Here is a 2166-nt window from a genome sequence, read left to right as displayed (position 1 = left end):
AGGAAGCCATGAAAGCTGAAGAGGCCAAGAAAGCTGAGGAAGCTAAGAAAGCCAATGAGGCCAATTCAGGTCAAGGTTTTGGCGGCGAAGGCAAAGTAATGGGCAAGGCTTTGGATGGCGGTGTCTTGGTAGCGAAAAAACGTGAAACCGGCGATTTGGAATATGCCAAAACCGAAGCTCCGACTGCCTCGGATAAAAACAGCGTCGTACTTGATGGTGTCGCCATTAATACCAAAGACGTTAAAGCGGGTGAGTTTACGTTGGGCGAAAAAAGTATGAACGGCGGTAAAGCCGATGCAGCACAATATGCGGTACACAGCGGCGACCTGTTGCCTGACGTTCGTTACGGCGGTGTTGCCGATGTCAGCGATCTGCGTGATGTGAAACAGGCGTTGTTTGTCCAAGGCACGCCATCAGGCAGTGATACCGTTGCAGCCCAAAGAGGGGATGCAACCTATAAAGGCATCGGCCTGCATTTCCAAAACGGACTGCCGATCAATACAAGAGGTCTGCAAGAAATTTTTGAAACCGGTTCGCAAGCCAAGCTGGCCAATCTGTATCCTGCCGCCAAAGCAACCGATGTTACCGCAAAAGTCAATTTCGACCAAAAAACCATCAATGTCAGCATCAACCGCTATTCCGATCAAACGGTTGGCGGTGGTAGTGGTGGCAACAGGATTGCAGGTGTCGTCAAATCCAATGCGCGCGATATGGCGGAAAATCTGTCTTTCAATGGCGATTTGCACGGTAACACCTTCTCCAACAAGCAAGGTACGATGCAAGGCGGATTCTTTGGCGCGAAGGCAGACCAACTTGCCGGTACATATAGTGCGGCAGGCAAAAACCAACGTGATGAAGACGTAGTGGCGCGCGGTGTGTTTGGTGCAAAACGCCAAGATGCGGTAGCTCAAGCAGGCGGACAGCCTGATGCGCCGGTTGCCAAACCCGATACGCCCGTAACCAAACCTAAAGGTGATGCCGCTGCGGCCGAATTGAAAAAAGGTGAAACAGGCGAGCAATACTTCTTATCGAATATCGCCGATTTGACCAAAGTCGTTATCAACGGTACGACAATCGCTTTGTCACCTGTTACCAACAAGCTCTATCGAACTGAATTGGGTTCGGACTACAAATCGTTTGTTGCTTCAGGCAATTTGAGCAATGTTGTCTTCGGTGCGGCAAAACTTGCCGATAATGCCTACTCCTTGTTTGTTCAGGGGGTAATGAGTGCCTCTCTACCGTCAGGGACAGCCAAGTATGCCGGCGATGTGTTGAATTTCCGTGCCCGCAACTTGGATAATAAGGAAAACTGGGTGGGTGATACAGGAGGCTACCGTACTACCGGTTCGTTTACCGCAGATGTCAACTTCGATACCAAGACTATCGCAGGTAAAATCAATAGTGGTGACAGATGGTTCATGAATGAACGAGCCTTTACTGCAGATATTACAGGCAGCAGCTTTAACGGTAAATGGACTTCAGATGCACAAGGCTCTGTAACCGGCGGATTCTACGGTGACAAAGCTGCCGAAATGGCCGGGCGATACAGTTATCATGACAAAGAAGATAAAAGTAATAATGCCTTCGGTGTATTCGGCGGTAAAAAACAATAACCGTCTGTTTAAGCTGAAAACAAACCGCCTGAAAGGGCGGTTTTTTTTTGAGTGGGTAGGATTTTCAGACGACCTTTTACGGTAACAACAATCTAGAGAGCAATTTACCCGCTAAAAGGTCGTCTGAAAACCTTGAATCTTATTTTCAGATAATCTGAGACCTTTGCAAAATTCCCTAAAATCCCCTAAATTTCCATCAAGACATTTAGGGGATTTTCCATGACCACCTTCTTCCTGCAAACCGCCCAAGCCATGATTGCCAAACACATCGACCGCTTCCCACTATTGAAGTTGGATCAAGTAATTGATTGGCAGCCGATCGAGCAATACCTGAATCGTCAAAGAACCCGTTACCTTCGAGACCACCGCGGCCGTCCCGCCTATCCCCTGTTGTCCATGTTCAAAGCCGTCCTGCTCGGACAATGACACAGCCTCTCCGATCCCGAACTCGAACACAGCCTTATCACCCGCATCGATTTTAACCTGTTTTGCCGTTTTGACGAGTTGAGTATCCCCGATTACAGCACCTTATGCCGCTACCGCAACTGGCTGG

1 protein-coding gene and 1 pseudogene are annotated in these 2166 nt (G+C 48.8%); both read left to right on the top strand.

Going from position 1 to position 2166, the window contains the following annotated elements:
- The coding region (locus ACTHTJ_RS10495; protein ID WP_440360947.1) for a transferrin-binding protein-like solute binding protein at window positions 1–1613 on the top strand (1613 nt) is incomplete at its 5' end.
- Window positions 1614–1832: 219 nt separating this feature from the next.
- Window positions 1833–2166: pseudogene (locus tag ACTHTJ_RS10490) on the top strand (transposase); the annotation flags it as partial.

Origin of the sequence: Neisseria sp. P0018.S001 (assembly GCF_051957355.1) — a bacterium.
Lineage (GTDB): Bacteria > Pseudomonadota > Gammaproteobacteria > Burkholderiales > Neisseriaceae > Neisseria > Neisseria subflava_A.
Note: the sequence above shows the minus strand (reverse complement) of the source record. Positions and strands in the feature narration are given on the sequence as shown.